This window comes from Bacillus mycoides, assembly GCF_001757995.1.
Classification (GTDB): domain Bacteria; phylum Bacillota; class Bacilli; order Bacillales; family Bacillaceae_G; genus Bacillus_A; species Bacillus_A mycoides_B.
In genome coordinates this window covers 15,617-29,493 of the sequence record NZ_LXLV01000025.1, presented here as the reverse complement: position 1 = coordinate 29,493, position 13,877 = coordinate 15,617, and the positions used below count along the sequence as shown (strand labels likewise).

At 33.4% G+C, this 13,877-nt stretch carries 17 protein-coding genes; 6 read left to right on the top strand and 11 right to left on the bottom strand.

Features of this window, described 5'->3' with window-relative positions; all coding sequences use genetic code 11:
- Positions 1–37 precede the first annotated feature (37 nt).
- The 6 genes from BWGOE10_RS09920 to BWGOE10_RS09895 form a co-directional block, all read right to left on the bottom strand.
- Positions 38–334, bottom strand: a complete 297-nt coding sequence (locus BWGOE10_RS09920) for a WXG100 family type VII secretion target (RefSeq protein WP_070142145.1) — start codon at positions 332–334, stop codon at positions 38–40.
- A 309-nt stretch (positions 335–643) separates the two neighbouring features.
- Entirely contained in the window at positions 644–1,072 is a 429-nt protein-coding gene (locus BWGOE10_RS09915; RefSeq protein ID WP_070142144.1) for a GNAT family N-acetyltransferase, read from the bottom strand.
- A complete protein-coding gene (locus BWGOE10_RS09910; RefSeq protein ID WP_070142142.1) occupies positions 1,053–1,442 on the bottom strand; it encodes a cupin in 390 nt (129 codons plus the stop codon). Before BWGOE10_RS09910 ends, BWGOE10_RS09915 begins: the two co-directional genes overlap by 20 nt.
- Before the next feature lie 12 nt (positions 1,443–1,454).
- On the bottom strand, positions 1,455–1,940 hold the full coding sequence (locus tag BWGOE10_RS09905) for a GNAT family N-acetyltransferase (protein WP_070142140.1): 486 nt from the start codon (positions 1,938–1,940) through the stop codon (positions 1,455–1,457).
- Positions 1,937–2,497: a 2'-5' RNA ligase family protein gene (locus tag BWGOE10_RS09900; RefSeq protein WP_070142138.1), complete on the bottom strand. Its 561-nt coding sequence runs from the start codon at positions 2,495–2,497 to the stop codon at positions 1,937–1,939. The genes BWGOE10_RS09905 and BWGOE10_RS09900 overlap by 4 nt, the downstream gene beginning before the upstream one ends.
- Positions 2,498–2,503: 6 nt before the next feature.
- Positions 2,504–3,070 (bottom strand): GNAT family N-acetyltransferase, encoded by a 567-nt coding sequence (locus BWGOE10_RS09895; protein WP_070142136.1) that lies wholly within the window; start codon positions 3,068–3,070, stop codon positions 2,504–2,506.
- A gap of 136 nt (positions 3,071–3,206) precedes the next feature.
- On the opposite strand from BWGOE10_RS09895, the gene BWGOE10_RS09890 reads away from it, so the two are divergent.
- Positions 3,207–3,833 (top strand): DUF1648 domain-containing protein, encoded by a 627-nt coding sequence (locus BWGOE10_RS09890; protein ID WP_070142134.1) that lies wholly within the window; start codon positions 3,207–3,209, stop codon positions 3,831–3,833.
- Positions 3,834–3,891: 58 nt separating this feature from the next.
- Here the strand turns inward: BWGOE10_RS09890 and BWGOE10_RS09885 are convergent, their stop codons facing one another.
- Both BWGOE10_RS09885 and BWGOE10_RS09880 read right to left on the bottom strand, forming a co-directional pair.
- Positions 3,892–5,019, bottom strand: a complete 1,128-nt coding sequence (locus BWGOE10_RS09885) for a metallophosphoesterase (RefSeq protein WP_070142132.1) — start codon at positions 5,017–5,019, stop codon at positions 3,892–3,894.
- A 150-nt stretch (positions 5,020–5,169) separates the two neighbouring features.
- The gene (locus BWGOE10_RS09880; protein ID WP_070142130.1) at positions 5,170–5,592 is read right to left on the bottom strand and encodes a GNAT family N-acetyltransferase; all 423 of its coding nucleotides are present in this window, start codon (positions 5,590–5,592) and stop codon (positions 5,170–5,172) included.
- A gap of 131 nt (positions 5,593–5,723) precedes the next feature.
- On the opposite strand from BWGOE10_RS09880, the gene BWGOE10_RS09875 reads away from it, so the two are divergent.
- Entirely contained in the window at positions 5,724–7,124 is a 1,401-nt protein-coding gene (locus BWGOE10_RS09875) for a PLP-dependent aminotransferase family protein (RefSeq protein ID WP_070142128.1), read from the top strand.
- A gap of 46 nt (positions 7,125–7,170) precedes the next feature.
- Here the strand turns inward: BWGOE10_RS09875 and BWGOE10_RS09870 are convergent, their stop codons facing one another.
- Positions 7,171–8,028, bottom strand: coding sequence for a YitT family protein (locus BWGOE10_RS09870; RefSeq protein ID WP_070142120.1), 858 nt, complete (start codon positions 8,026–8,028; stop codon positions 7,171–7,173).
- Between the two features lie 233 nt (positions 8,029–8,261).
- Here BWGOE10_RS09870 and BWGOE10_RS09865 point away from each other — a divergent pair, with 233 nt between their 5' ends.
- Genes BWGOE10_RS09865 through BWGOE10_RS09855 form a run of 3 tightly spaced genes read left to right on the top strand, consistent with a single transcriptional unit; the run spans position 8,262 to position 10,756 of the window.
- Positions 8,262–9,140 (top strand): phosphotransferase, encoded by an 879-nt coding sequence (locus BWGOE10_RS09865; RefSeq protein ID WP_070142118.1) that lies wholly within the window; start codon positions 8,262–8,264, stop codon positions 9,138–9,140.
- Between the two features lie 22 nt (positions 9,141–9,162).
- Positions 9,163–10,050 carry a GNAT family N-acetyltransferase gene (locus BWGOE10_RS09860; protein ID WP_070142116.1) on the top strand — a complete coding sequence of 296 codons (888 nt, stop codon included), beginning with the start codon at positions 9,163–9,165 and terminating at the stop codon, positions 10,048–10,050.
- Complete coding sequence (locus BWGOE10_RS09855) at positions 10,043–10,756, top strand: class I SAM-dependent methyltransferase (RefSeq protein WP_070142114.1); 714 nt, start codon at positions 10,043–10,045, stop codon at positions 10,754–10,756. The genes BWGOE10_RS09860 and BWGOE10_RS09855 overlap by 8 nt, the downstream gene beginning before the upstream one ends.
- A 31-nt stretch (positions 10,757–10,787) precedes the next feature.
- Here the strand turns inward: BWGOE10_RS09855 and alr are convergent, their stop codons facing one another.
- Positions 10,788–11,963 (bottom strand): alanine racemase, encoded by a 1,176-nt coding sequence (alr, locus tag BWGOE10_RS09850; protein WP_070142113.1) that lies wholly within the window; start codon positions 11,961–11,963, stop codon positions 10,788–10,790.
- Between the two features lie 171 nt (positions 11,964–12,134).
- Here alr and BWGOE10_RS09845 point away from each other — a divergent pair, with 171 nt between their 5' ends.
- Positions 12,135–12,596 carry a DinB family protein gene (locus tag BWGOE10_RS09845; RefSeq protein WP_070142111.1) on the top strand — a complete coding sequence of 154 codons (462 nt, stop codon included), beginning with the start codon at positions 12,135–12,137 and terminating at the stop codon, positions 12,594–12,596.
- On the opposite strand, the gene BWGOE10_RS09840 is transcribed toward BWGOE10_RS09845, so the two are convergent.
- Positions 12,565–13,761: an MFS transporter gene (locus tag BWGOE10_RS09840; RefSeq protein ID WP_070142110.1), complete on the bottom strand. Its 1,197-nt coding sequence runs from the start codon at positions 13,759–13,761 to the stop codon at positions 12,565–12,567. The two genes, BWGOE10_RS09845 and BWGOE10_RS09840, sit on opposite strands and share 32 nt — an antisense overlap.
- Positions 13,762–13,877 lie beyond the last annotated feature (116 nt).

Here is a 13,877-nt window from a genome sequence, read left to right as displayed (position 1 = left end):
TTGCATGGCTAAATTACATGTTTCTTTTTACCCGTTTTTATTGTAGACCGAAATTACGAGAAAGATCTTCGTCGTGTCTAGAAACAGCCTCTGCAGTTTTATTAAGCTGCATATTAATTTCTTGTAATAGCTGTGCGAAGTTTTGTACTTTTGGTTTTAATTGATTGAACTGTTGATCAAAACCTTCGAAAGCACGACCTTCCCATTCTACTCTTAATTCATTTTGTAAGTTTTGTAACTGACGTAAAATGTCCTCAATTTGATTTGCACCTTGTCCATATCGAGTCGCTTTTGATTTAAGCTCCTCTGGTGACATACGAATTTGTCCTGCCATTATTAAATCCCCCTTAAAATTTAAAAATAGTAAAATTAACCCAAAATCAATTCTACAAATTGATTATATCAATAATTTAAAAATTTCTAAACAAAAAAATGATATTTTTCCAAAATTTCTCTTTCAATATAATAACATTATATTATATAATATAATGTTATTGTTTTTTTAAAAAGGACTACTAAGCGTTTCTACCTCTATTTAATAATAAAAAGAAAACTTTTTTTACCCAAAATTCAGAATATAACCTTTACAAATTACATACTCATTTTCTTTTTCTTGTTTCTTCGCCCACTTAAAATCGTTTTCTCACTTCAAAGTCATGATTACTTGTCTTTCAACGAAGCCAAAATCTTCGTACATTTCTTTTGCAAAGTTCCCTGCAAATACATTCAAGCGAATTTCTGAATACTTTTCTTGTAGTTCCTTGATCCCAGCTTTCATTAGTTTTCGTGATAATCCTCTCCCGCGATACTCTGAAAAAACATACAATTCATAAATAAAACCGAGTTTTTCACGAGAGAAATAGTCCACATTTTCTCCTATTAGTATCCATCCTACTACTTTATTTTCTTCCTTTGCAACTATATAATATGCCCCTTTTTCTACTAAAGGTTTTGTAATTTCAATCGCTTTTTCTGTACTTACCTGACAATTCCCCTTTGTTCCTTCGAAAAGAGATTGAGCTGCATAATTTAATATTTGTTTCGTTTCTTCCTCATTCGCTTTTGTAATCATTCCTTTCTCCCTCCTGACCTCTAATCATTATTGACATACTATCTTCAAGACCGTCTGACTCAATTACTATTGCCATCAATCCATTTTCTGTACTCGTTTCATGAAATTCACCCTTTTCCCAAAAAACAGCTTGTCCCACCTCTATCTTTACCTTTTCTTTATTTGCCCCACATACATATCCTGCCCCGTCCACAATAAGAAGCAGTTGAGATACAACTGCTTCTTGATATCCTATGATCCCATTCTCTTGTAAATGCATGGCACCGATATGTATATTCCCTTGATGATTTAATATTTTTGACATTATAAAGTTAGATTGAAATGCTGATATGTGCTTCCCTACTTTTTCACTGAAATCAAATATTCTCATTTCTGATCCTCCTTATATGTATAAAACCATCCTTACTGTCTGCATCAAATGCCCTTCAAAATCTTCTTCAAATTGCTCTAATTCCGCAAAACCTTTCGCTTCATAAAAGCGCTTTCCCTTTTCATTTGCTGCTTCTACATGTATGTACAGTTTCCGTATTCCTTTCAATGCCTTAATCCCTTTTTGTAATAAAGCACTTCCTATCCCTTTTCCTTGCTGATCTGGTAACAAATAAATCGCACCTAATTCTGCTTCATTTTGCAGTCTAACAGGTGAAAAATTCGCAAATCCAATTACTTCTCCCTCTTCTTCTGCAACGAATAAATGTGTATTTTTAAGACGATATTTCATTTTTTCATCAGAATATGCTTCATCTAAAAAACTATCTTGAATCTCTCTTGGAATAATTTCTTCGTAAGTATCATGCCAAGCTATTTTTGCTACGTTTTGTACAGCATGAATATCTTCTTGCTTCATTTCTCTAATTACATATGTCATCTCGCTGTCTCCATTCTCTTTAAATTATATTCTGCTAATATACTAGAAGAAATGGCGGAACCATTTTCATAATTTACCTTAATTAATTTTAACTTCTCAATCGAAGCTATTGTAACATCAATTTTTTCATATATATATTCCATTACACTTAAAAACTGATTTGAATTTAATCCATTAGCAATCGTGCAATGCGGAACCCATTTTCCTGGTACGTAATATGAATTCGAATTATCATGAAAAGTTTTGAAATAATCATGATAAGAATGATGAAATCTTAATAATTCATCGGTAATGGTCGGTGCTAGAAAGATAGTTCTGTTAGTAGGAAAAGTCCTAACAGAAGGAAAAGTTGCAGCAGCAATGTTCTCTTGAAAAGCTACAAACTCCTTTAATTTCTCCGTATATAAATTAACATCTAACTCATTATAATCAGCCAATGTAATATGGGGTTCTACTCCAGCTAGTTGGTTTGTTCCGATTATATTCATTAATTCATTTTGCAATTTTCTAACTTTATTAACAAACACACAATCAAATGTAGCAATAATAGCGTACACACGTCCTCACCCCTTCGTTGCACATAGCACTTCCCACTCTTCACGAATCATTCCCATTCGAATAGAATCATAGTATGTTCCGTTATAATATCTGCATTTTCGCATTCTTCCTTCTAAGCTCATTCCTATTTTTTCTGCTACTTTCATCATTCGTTCATTACCAGACCAAGTCGTGAGCCCTACTCTACCAATCTCCATATTTTCAAATAGTAAATCTCTATATAGTGTTAATGCTTCTGTACCATAGCCACCATTCCAGTATGCTGGGTCATAAATTACGATTCCCATCTCTAACCAACGCGTCGGTTTATGTTCCCAATAAAATCCGACTGTCCCTATAATTTGACCGTTATTTTCTATAATTAAATTGGATAGAGGTTCTTCTTTTAAACGAGTTTGCATCTTCTCTTTATAAGACGGGTATTCTTGCATTGAAAACGGAAAATACGGTGCATCCCATTTTTTCCACTCTGGATTTTCTTCTTTAAATACGAGATTCCATAATGTTTTTATATCTGATTCTTCTATTGTACGAATTGTAACTTTGTTCCCCTTTAATATAACGTTTTGCATAATTTCCTCCTACATTCCTCTTTATTTCATATATAATTATAATATTTTTTCAGAAAAATCAAAACAAATATCATTTATTATATTGTATAATTTTGTTATAAGATACGAATTATTTATGTAGAAAGCAGGTGATTCGATGAATAATCGATTTAGCATCGGTCTTTTTATTACTCTTATTACGACAAATATTATTCTCTATTTCTTCTTACCATCAAGTATTGTAACGAAATGGGACTTCAATGGAACTCCTACATCAACAATGGATAAAAGCACTTTTGTTATCGTAAATATAATTATATGTTCCTTCTTATTCTTTCTATTTTTAGCTTTATCTAAAGCGGCGAATAACCAGAAATTTCTCCTTTGGACCGGCAATACAATTTTACTATTCTTATTTTTTGTTGATATTGTCATTGCCCTCATTGCTCTTGGCTTCTCACTTCCTCTTGATCATTTAATATTTTTAGCATTAGGGTTTTTATTTATATTAATAGGCTATTTCAGTTCCAAAATTGATACGACTAAATCAACAGTTTCATTGGAATGGAATGATAAGCACCTTGAAAAGAGAGCTTCAAATATTTGTAGTATTTCAATGATGATAGCAGGTATTTTTTTAGCGATACTTCCTTTTATCGTTTCTGCTCCCTATAGAGGTTATGGCATACTAGCAATTATTTCTGGAATGATTCTTGTCATTCTGCCGAGTACAATTTATTTGTTTATTAAAGACAGCAAACAGTCTACTAATTTAAAAAGGTAATTAGAATACGAGATTGTAAAATAGTTAATAAAAAATAGGAGGTTATATGCCTCCTATTTCAACTCAATATTTTGCTTTGCTTCTTTTTCATCTCAAGCAGAATCCCTTTCTCTATCCAGCCCTCTACTCCATCTCTTTTAATTAAATCATATCCTGAACAGCTACCATCAATGAGAGAAACAATATCCCCTTTTCTTACGCTTATTTGTGCACAAGAAATATCGGTTTTCACTGTGTATTCACCTGAATCAAGTTGGCTAATATATTCATTTTTCACAGATAGCAATTTATTCGTTTCCTTTTGCTTACATATTGTATAATCTTGCACCTTCTCCATCGGCACTATGTAATAATATGGATAGGTAACCCCGCCCTGCATTTCTGAGTTCGCATTAAAATCTACTATCACTTCATATTCTGGAAAATAGTCTACATATGTATAAGAAAACGTATCACTTGCACTTGTTCTCTGAATGATAAATGCGTTTAATTGCCCTGCCTCTTTAATCGCATTTCCGCCGTCAATTGCAATAATCTTTTTCTCCTTATCAATAACTGGATTGTTAGACGGGGCTTCATCAGAATAGTTCACAACAGGCCAATGCCCCACTATTACATACTTATTTACTTTATGTGATTTATTATAAAACTCCGGCATTGCTATCGCATTTTTTCGTTCTGTTTCTTTCCAATCTTCTCTATCTTCAAGGCCAGCATGTACAAAGATATAATCCTCTGTTTCAATAGCAGTTGGCAATTCTGTTAGCCACTTTATTTCTTTAGAAAAATGGTTCATCAATATGTTTTTCACTTCACAAATATCACTTTCTTCATTAATGGTAACGTTCAATTGCTCTAACCATTCATTAAAAATTGTATTTTTTCGCGTACATAAATAATTTATTAGCGCAGGATTTTCATTTACAAGTGCTTCAACTACAACTTCACAATTCCCTTCAACTACATGAACATTTGCCTTGCTAACTACTAGATCCATCACATAGTTTACGACACCAATACTATCGTTCCCCTTCTCACAAAGGTCGCCATTTATAATTAAATAATCATCATCTTTAAAATTAACTTTATGTAATAATTCCTTTAAAAGATTTAATTCGCCATGAATATCAGATATTACGATAACTCTTACACCTTTTGGGATTAATAGTTTCTGAATTTTTTCCAAGTATAAACTCCCCTAACCTTCTTTAAATTCAATATTATCGTCTCAATTATAAAAAAGCTATTCGGCAAAATAAGCAATTAACCCTCTTCATCTTATACTTCTAAATAAAAGTAGGTTCTATATGTTATCTCACATAGAACCTACTTAGTATTATAACTCTTTATAAAAAGAATAACTTACCTTATCATAGCCTTCTTTTTCATAAAAACGATGGGCATCAACTCTTGGAAACGCTGATGTAAGAACGATAGAACTGCACCCTTTTTCTTTCCCCCATTTTTCTACATATGACAGCAGAACCTTACCATACCCTTTTGATCTGTGAGCTTCCGCAGTTACAAGGTCATATACGAAAACATGTTTCTCATTATAAAAATTCGTACAAATTGCTACACCAGCTAGACTAACAACTTCGTCATCTTCATTTTGTAACGAGAGTAGTTTATAATTTTCGTCTTTCATTTTTTGAAATAAAGAACTTGCTTCTTCCCTTGAAAGTTTCGTTCGTAATTGCTGTAATACAGGGAATACATCATGTAAATCAGCTTCTGTTACTACTTCTCTAATATTCATTATGATTCTCTCCTTACTATTTATAAAATTCTCTAAATGTTATATCATTATTATAAAAAGTAACTGCCCCTAACTTAAGTGACAGTTCAATTATTTTTTATATGGCCAGTTTTTAAAGGAGAATTCATAAAATGGATCTTACTATCCCATTGCAATTAGAAAGTAAAACACCAATTTACTTACAAATTTACGAATATATGAAACGAGAAATCTCTCAGGGATTACTACCTGCCGGTACACGCCTTCCTTCTCACAGAAATTTAGCGGTACAACTTAATGTTAGCCGTATTACTGTTGAATCTGCTTATCAACAATTACTAGCTGAAGGTTATGTAGAAAGTAAACCGAAACGTGGGATTTTTGTTGCAGAAGTTGATATTGATGTCATTCAAAATAAACAACAAGTTGTGTCAAACAGCACTAACAATATAAAAAAAGAACAATATGACTATGATTGTAGCCAAGGGCTGATTGATCAAAAAGCTTTTCCAATTACAAACTGGAAAAGAGCATTACAAGAAACTTTATTCCAGTATGAAAATGAATTATTTGCTAAAGAAGATCTTCAAGGTGAGTTCGTTCTACGAGAGCATATTTCAAAATATTTATATCATGCCCGCGGGGTACATTCTTCACCTGATCAAATTATTATCGGAGCCGGTACGCAGCCTCTTCTTTGGCTACTACTTCAACTGCTTGGTTCAAAAAAAGAATACGGAATCGAAAACCCTGGATTTCACCGTATAACTGCTATGATTCAAAGTTCTTGCCTTCCTGTTCACCCTATTTCATTAGACGATAAAGGGATTCGTATTTCAGATTTACGTGAATCACGTTCCAATGTAGCATACGTCACTCCATCACACCAATTTCCTCTTGGAATGATTATGCCATTATCTAGAAGGCTCGAATTATTAAGATGGGCCAATGATTGCGGAGGATATATTATTGAAGATGATTACGACGGGGAATTTCGTTATGTAGGAAAACCTATCCCCTCTTTACAGGGACTAGATTCAAATGAACGCGTTATTTATATGGGCACTTTCTCGAAATCCTTTTTACCTTCTTTGCGAATGGGGTATATCGTTTTACCACCTCATCTTTTAAGAGCATATAAAGAACTTGGTGGCATGTTTAAACAAACGGTTTCTACCCTGCAGCAACTCGCTTTTGCCACCTTTATTCAAAAAGGTGATTGGGAACGTCATATAAATCGAATTCGTACGTTATATAAAAGAAAGCACATTTCATTAGTTAAATCTATCACGGACGAAATGGGAGCTAATGTGCATATACTCGGTGAACAATCAGGACTTCATATCGTACTTCACGTTCATAATGGGATGAACGAACAAGAACTTATTCATGCCGCTGCGAAAAAACGCATTAAGTTGTACCCTCTCTCAACATACGATTCTGTTCATAATTTAGGGGAGGCGTCGTATGTATTACTCGGTTTTGGCAGTATTCCAGAAAATTGTATCGAAACTGTTGTCAAATTACTGAAAAGAGTCTGGTTCCCTAACTAAAAATAACTCCACGCAAGTTATACTTACGTGGAGTTATTTTCATTCACTATTTTTCTGATACTTGCCCTGATCTCGCTGTCCTTCCTGGACGCTTTACACCAGTTGTTTCTGTTGAATAAGAAGCTTCAATTATAGCACTTGGATCTACAGAGAGAACGAGATCTTTCATTTTCGGATAAATGAAACGGTTTGTAATACAATAAATAATTCTCTGGTGCTCTCCTAAAAAACCACCTTCTCCATGTAGATACGTAACAGACAGTTGTAATTCTTTCATAAGCAGTTCGCCAATTTCTTTATTTTTATTCGAAATAATCATGACGCTCTTTCCTTGATTAATACCATCTAATATGAAATCAATCATTTTCGTAACAATATAGAAAATTGCTAATGAGAACATCGCTTGCTCAATTGAAAATAAAATAGCAACAAATACAAAGATCACTGCATTTACAGCAAGTAAAAATGTACTAATTGGTACTTTAAAATGCTTATTCATCCAAACAGCTAACATTTCTGATCCGTCAATTGCTCCGCCCATTTTTACAACAATCCCAACACCAACTCCAAATAGAACTCCTCCGTAAAGTACAATTAATAATTCAGAAGTCGTAATTGCTGGAAATGGTTTTAAATAAATCAATCCGAGTGTTGTAACAACATTTGCATAGGATGTACGGATAAAAAACTTCTTTCCCATTACTTTTGCAGTAAATAGTAAAATAGGAATATTAAGTCCTAAAAAAACTCCGTAAAGAGGTAATCCTGCAACTTTATTTGCCATAATAGCAATCGCAGTTACTCCACCATCTACTAATCCATTAGGAGCTAAAATAAGCTCTAGTGAACCAGCCACAATAATTGACCCAAGAGTTAACAATACGTATTCAAATACTTTTTTCATTCATTACCCCCAAAACTTATATTTTTTCTTAGTATTATCATAACTAATTTTTTTCGCAAATACAAAGAAATTGCTTTATACACACACATTCTTCACCTTTTTGGTAATTCTTATGTAGAATCTCAAACTTTAATACACTATATACAAAAATAATAACCCTCCTAATTTTTACCTCTTAGTTACATTGTGTTACATACTTAATTTATAGAATTCACAGAAAAAGGAGGGATTTCATGCTACAACAACTCTTCACTTCACCTATTATATCTGTTCAAGCACTACATCCGGGCTATGAAGACCATGCAAGCGACGTGTTTCTTGTTAAAACAGAAGCTGAAGAAGTTATTGTTCGTTCCTCAAAAATGACTGAAGAGCCAAACAATGATTTTTGGTGGGGATGCAAAAACCTTTTTGGAATTGATCCAAGGAACGTACATCATTTAGAAACAATACACGCATTATTGAAAAAGCATACTACCTTACCCATCCCGACTATTTTGCAAAAACATGTTTTAAATGGACGAGAGTATGTTATCGTCGAAAAACTAACCGGAAGTACGCTGCAATCATTTTTCGGGCAACCTGATTCTATTTTATTCAGCCTTGGAAAAGGACTAGCAGAAATTCATTCGTTTCAAGCAAACTTTATAGGAAACCCATCAAGTACTTTCCAAGTTCCACTTGAAGAATTTAAGTCACATATTTTAAAAGTAAGTAGCGACCTTGTGAATATGTTTTATTCCGATAATATGAGCATACATAACGCATTTCATACTTTTGAGTCACAGCTCTCTTCCTTGCCGACACCGAAGGAATCTACACTAGTTTTAATTGATATGGATCCTACTCAGTTTTTATCAGATGGAAAATCTATTACTGGTTTAGTAGATACAGAAGCTTATGCAATTGCCCCACGAGAGTTTGATTTTATTGGATTAGAATATGTACTTACAGAAAAAGAGGCTCCTGCTTTTAAACAAGGTTATGAGACCATTATGCCTATTCCTTGTCTTGAAGAATGTAGACAGCCTTATCGATATTTATATCGATTATTATCTGTTCAAGGTAGTGTGGAATTAAAAAAGTGGTTATGTCACCCATCCTATTTTTAAAACGATTGCGAGGGATTATGAAATGAATATTGAAAAAAAGAAATCTTTAACAGCAAACGAAATTCAGCAAATGAAAGATTTAGCTCATATTTGCGGAAAACACGATCAAAATGATTACTCGTCAGATTTACATGTAAACTTTTTAACTGCTCGTAATAAAGAAGAGATAAATGATTTTCTATTTTATGATGATACTCAATTGATTGGTGCTTTAAGTATGTACGACTTTGAAAGACCGACAAAAATGGAGTTAATAGGGTTTGTTCATCCGAACTATAGGAAACAACATATAGGCACTACTCTCTTACAAACTGCCATCAAAGAAATACAAAAAAGAGAAGCAGATGAAGCCCTTCTTATTATTAATGGTGATTCTGCTTCAGGGAACTCATTTGCAAAACAAATGAACTTACCTTATTTATATAGTGAGTACGGTATGGAGTTCAAAACAAACGAAGCACAAAAACCAATAAAAAATAATATTAACCTTACCGTTGCATCTTCTGAATTACTTCCTGATCTTATAGAAATCGCTAGTGAAGCTTTTGGAGATTCGGCAGCAAATACGTCCACATGGCTACAAAAGATGATGACTTCACCTTCTCATCAAGTTTACATTGCTCTTATTAATGAAAAAGCATTTGGAACTATTACCGTTACTGAGCAAGAGCAATCTACTACACTATCAGGATTTGCAGTTCATCCTTCTTATCAAGGTAAAGGATATGGTAAAGATATTCTTAGTTATATGGTACATACACTTATTACAGAAGGAGTTTCAACAATTGAATTAGACGTCGAAACGAAAAATAACAATGCTTTAAAACTATATACACAATGTGGCTTTGAAATTAAAACGAAGCATGACTATTATAATTTAATGAATCTTGAGGAGAATACATATGTCTAAAAAACTAATTTATTCTGATTATGATATTTTTGCAGACATCTATAATAAGCATTGGGGACATTTTGCAGAACACTCCTATCCAGCCTATCATAAATTCGTTTTACGAGATGCCGCTTTCCACTCCCGTATATTAGACCTTTGCTGCGGGGCTGGTCATCTTACTAAGAAACTAATTGATAATAAATTTATAGTAACTGGTATAGATGGTTCTGCTCAAATGATCGAACACGCACGTCAAAATGCACCAGATGCAACCTTCATCGTCGATGATGCTCGCTATTTCAATATAAATGAGCAATTCCACTACGTCATCTCAGCCGGTGATAGCTTAAATCATATAATGAAATTAGATGAGCTAAAAAACACTTTTCATCATGTTTATTTAGCATTATATGATGGGGGTACATTCGCATTTGATATGAATACAGAAAAAGGATTTCTTGAAAACTGGAGTGCTTCGTTTCATATTTCAGAACGAGAATATCTTTGTACCATTGATTCCACGTATGATAGTGAAAGTAACAGAGCAGAAATGCACTTCATACTATTTAAACATGACATAGATGATAGTTGGAAAAGAAGTGACTTTTCTTTTGAGGAAGCCTGTTACTCCAATGAAGAAATAATTTCTTCGTTGGAATCTGTAGGATTTAAAAACATTCAACTACATGGTGCAAATAGAACATTTTTCATTTGTCAAAAATAAAAAAACTGAATCATATCGATTCAGTTTTTTCTTATTTTTTTCTTAATATATTTACAACAGCAGTCGTTTCATCATTTTCTTTATACACACGTGGAATTCTTCTATCTAACATACATGTAACTTCATAGTTAATTGTACCTAGCATATCTGCTATTTCTTCTACCGCAATCTCTTCTTCACCTTGTTTACCGTAGAATACAACTTCGTCTCCTACTTGTACTGGCATTGCATTTGTAACATCTAGCATAAGCTGATCCATACAAACACGACCAATAACAGGTACTCTAACTCCATTAATTAATGCATGCCCTTTATTAGATAACTGACGATTATAACCATCAGCATAACCAATTGGTACAGTTGCAATCCATTCTTCACCCGTTGTTACATACGTATTTCCATAGCTAACACCACGATTTTTCTTCGCATGTTTAACATGAGCTACTTTTGATTTTAAAGACAACGCTGGCTGTAAGGAAACAACTGTATGATCCACTTCTCTTGAAGGATACATACCGTAAATTCCAATACCGACACGAACCATATTTTGAAATGTGTTACTAAGTTCCATTGATCCTGCACTGTTTGAACTATGAATATATGGAAAATGAATTCCTAATTCTTCCGCCGTATTTACAGCTTTCTCAAACAAACTTGTTTGCATATTTGTATAAGTTTTATCTATTTCATCAGCGGTAGAGTAATGTGTAAACATCCCTACTACTTCTACATATCGCATACGTTTTAACTCTTCAAAAAACGGTTTAACTTCTTCTTCCTGTAAACCGATACGGCTCATTCCTGTATCAATTTTCACATGAATTCGCACTTTCTTTTGAAGATGGTTTGCAACTTCATCTATACCATGTAAATCTTCTACTCTATAAACAGTCATCATAACGTCATATTGAATTACATCTTCTACAGCTGCTACTGGTGTATATCCTAAAATTAAAATAGGTACAGTGATTCCAGCTTCTCTTAATTCAATTGCTTCGTCTACAAATGCAACTGCAAGTTGGTTTATTCCTGCTTCAATAGCCGATTTGGCAACTTCAACTGCCCCATGACCATACCCATTCGCTTTTACAGCAGCCATCATTGCAATATTTTCATCATTCACACGTTTTTTAAATTCTTTTACATTATGTTTTACAGCATTTAAGTCAACTTCAACAATTGTATCTCTTCCATATTTCAAGCTCATTGGTCTAACTCCTAACTCAATAATTACATTCCATTCTATTTCACGTTTCATATGACCTTTTACAATATAATACTTTTCACTATGCTAGTCAAACTACTAGAATTTTCGGAATTTTGAGTATGATATAATACCCTTAAGAAACTATTATATACGGAGGCGAGAATAATTACAATGTTTGTTCCATCTGCATTGAATCAAGTTAAAATTGCTATCGATACTTCCATTCAAATACTGGACCAATATACTGAAAGTGATTTGAAAATAAAGCCGATTGAATCAAAGCGGTCATTATTTGAAATGTGCACACATCTTTCCCTTATTTGCCATGCTGATTTACTCATATTAAATGGTATTACGGAAAAAAACTTGCATACCTTTTATATAGAACAAACACCAAAAACAATTACTCAAATACAGCAAACGATGATACAAGGGTACGATTTACTTTCTAAAACTTTTTTATCCTATTCCAATGAAGAATTAGCGGAAATTATGACTGCTTATTGGGGTATTTCTTACTCTCGATTCGAATGGTTGCTTGAAATCGTTGCACATTTTCATCATCATCGCGGGCAAATTCATATTTTATTAGTTGAGCATATTAACGATCCTTGCATTCCTTTATTTGAATAAAAAGAGTGGAAACAAAACCAATAAAGAGTATCAATCCTAATAAAATAAACGTCTGAGCATAGTCCCCTATTTTCATAAGATAAATAGAAATAATAGGTCCTATACTAGTTCCTAAAAATAAAATGAAAGTATAAATAGAAACTGCTATTCCCCTTGATTTCCCTCCTAATTGGCCGACAAGAGAAACTAAAGACGGAACGGATATAGCAATACCTATTACAAAACAGATGCTCATCATTACAAGTAGCGGCAGGTTCGAAATAAAGCCCATTGAACTTAGACTAAAAATAGCGACCAACAATCCGCCCTGAAGAACTTGCCTTACTCCGAACCTCTTTGTTAAACGACCCGCAAGTGGTGACAGCAACATAGCAAATAGCCCTGCTAAGCGAAAATAAAGAATTTGTTCTGCAGTTAAATTGTAAGTAGGAGAGCTCAAATAATTCCCTAAAACAGTATACATATTAACAAAAGCCATTAATAAAACAAATGCAATCATATAGCTCAATACTAAGCTTTTATGTGTAAAAACTTTACCCATCTGTTTAATTGGTCCCAAAATATCAGTATAGGATTGAGACGTTTCCCCTTTCGGAAGAGAATAATGAACCCATATAGCAGTAATGATATAGACAATACTAAGAAGAAAAAACACCATATGCCATCCAAAATGCTGACTAACAGCTGTACTTATTACTTGCCCTGCAATTCCAGCTACTAAAAAACCAGTACTAACAAACCCTATTGTTGTAACCTTTTTTTCTACTGGAAACATTTCTACAACGTAAGCTAACGCTACTGGAGAAAATGTAGCTGCTGCTATACCCTGTAATCCTCGAAGAATAACAAGCCAAAATAAACTATCGACAAACCCTAATAAAAACGAAGCAATCGACAGCGCAAGTAATCCGATAAAAATCACTTTCTTCCGCCCATATTTATCAGAGATTGCCCCAAATAACAAACAACCTATAGCAAAGCCAACAGAAAATATACTGCCTGTAGCCGCAGATTGCGCTAATGAAACCTTAAAAAGGTCTGAAAATAGAGCATTTAAAGGAATCGTCACATATAGGCTGGACATAACTACCATACCTGCCCAACATAAGACTGCTGTCATTACTGTGTAATTCCTAACATGATTCACTTCTTTTGATAGTTCCATAAAAAAATCTCTCCTTTAATACGATTTTTTTCATAATGTTTAAAACCTATAAATAATTTCTCTTCAACTCTTATCTAATTTATTTGCATTAAAAAAACTATTACCCCCTCATCAAA

What these genes read in the sequence shown, in the direction of transcription:
- BWGOE10_RS09920 (WP_070142145.1), bottom strand. Translation starts at nt 334, where the DNA reads ATGGCAGGACAAATTCGTATGTCACCAGAGGAGCTTAAATCAAAAGCG.
- BWGOE10_RS09915 (WP_070142144.1), bottom strand. Translation starts at nt 1,072, where the DNA reads ATGATTACAAAAGCGAATGAGGAAGAAACGAAACAAATATTAAATTAT.
- BWGOE10_RS09910 (WP_070142142.1), bottom strand. Translation starts at nt 1,442, where the DNA reads ATGAGAATATTTGATTTCAGTGAAAAAGTAGGGAAGCACATATCAGCA.
- BWGOE10_RS09905 (WP_070142140.1), bottom strand. Translation starts at nt 1,940, where the DNA reads ATGACATATGTAATTAGAGAAATGAAGCAAGAAGATATTCATGCTGTA.
- BWGOE10_RS09895 (WP_070142136.1), bottom strand. Translation starts at nt 3,070, where the DNA reads ATGCAAAACGTTATATTAAAGGGGAACAAAGTTACAATTCGTACAATA.
- BWGOE10_RS09890 (WP_070142134.1), top strand. Translation starts at nt 3,207, where the DNA reads ATGAATAATCGATTTAGCATCGGTCTTTTTATTACTCTTATTACGACA.
- BWGOE10_RS09880 (WP_070142130.1), bottom strand. Translation starts at nt 5,592, where the DNA reads ATGAATATTAGAGAAGTAGTAACAGAAGCTGATTTACATGATGTATTC.
- BWGOE10_RS09875 (WP_070142128.1), top strand. Translation starts at nt 5,724, where the DNA reads ATGGATCTTACTATCCCATTGCAATTAGAAAGTAAAACACCAATTTAC.
- BWGOE10_RS09870 (WP_070142120.1), bottom strand. Translation starts at nt 8,028, where the DNA reads ATGAAAAAAGTATTTGAATACGTATTGTTAACTCTTGGGTCAATTATT.
- BWGOE10_RS09865 (WP_070142118.1), top strand. Translation starts at nt 8,262, where the DNA reads ATGCTACAACAACTCTTCACTTCACCTATTATATCTGTTCAAGCACTA.
- BWGOE10_RS09860 (WP_070142116.1), top strand. Translation starts at nt 9,163, where the DNA reads ATGAATATTGAAAAAAAGAAATCTTTAACAGCAAACGAAATTCAGCAA.
- BWGOE10_RS09855 (WP_070142114.1), top strand. Translation starts at nt 10,043, where the DNA reads ATGTCTAAAAAACTAATTTATTCTGATTATGATATTTTTGCAGACATC.
- alr (WP_070142113.1), bottom strand. Translation starts at nt 11,963, where the DNA reads ATGAGCTTGAAATATGGAAGAGATACAATTGTTGAAGTTGACTTAAAT.
- BWGOE10_RS09845 (WP_070142111.1), top strand. Translation starts at nt 12,135, where the DNA reads ATGTTTGTTCCATCTGCATTGAATCAAGTTAAAATTGCTATCGATACT.
- BWGOE10_RS09840 (WP_070142110.1), bottom strand. Translation starts at nt 13,761, where the DNA reads ATGGAACTATCAAAAGAAGTGAATCATGTTAGGAATTACACAGTAATG.